Below are 676 nucleotides of genomic sequence, written 5' to 3'. Positions count from 1 at the left end.
CTGTCAGCAACGCGAATCTCGTCGCGCAGCTCAACGGCTTGCGCTTCGCTAAAAATCCCTATCCTTCAGGGCGGGGAAGACGTTAAGGAATCAGCTTTAAACCCATGGGGCAAGCTCCCAAAACCTAATGCCAAATAGTGAACGGCGCTGTGTCGGCGCATCCAAATGCTGCTAGTCTGCCTTAATTACCAAAAGAACCGATAGGCAAAAGACATGGACCTGGAAGAGAGCAGAGCGAAAATCCAGACGATATTCGGAAGAACGGCATGGATCGACAAGTGCTTAACCCTATTCGATCACGTAACTTCTCCAAAACAGGACCCGGGCAGGAAATACGGCTACAACGACATCGCCTCGATCACAAATAACGACGAAATGTCGGACGAACTCTTTGGTATGACCAATGCTCTGGTGTCCTCGAAAATCCTCGACTGCGCCGCCTTGTTCGTCGATGAGGAAGGAAAGGAATTCGAAATCACGGGCGCGCCTCTGCTGCTCCTCTGGCACGAAAACAAACTCACTCACCCGAAAACCAGGAAGGACGTCCCGGACCCCCAGAACAAAGCGCACCTGTTCTTTAGGGTTAAACCGGAAATCGCTGAGGCCGTGGCGGACAGCGCGCCGATGCCCTGACGTAGTCAGGCGAGAGCGAGGCCGGTGATCTTGGCCGCTTAGA

1 protein-coding gene is annotated in these 676 nt (G+C 53.4%); it reads left to right on the top strand.

The features are described from left to right. Nucleotides 1-213: 213 nt before the first annotated feature. The gene (locus E1297_RS00990; protein ID WP_155132772.1) at nucleotides 214-633 is read left to right on the top strand and encodes a hypothetical protein; all 420 of its coding nucleotides are present in this window, start codon (nucleotides 214-216) and stop codon (nucleotides 631-633) included. Nucleotides 634-676: the final 43 nt, after the last annotated feature.

Source organism: Roseibium sp. RKSG952, from assembly GCF_009711355.1.
Note: the sequence above shows the minus strand (reverse complement) of the source record. Positions and strands in the feature narration are given on the sequence as shown.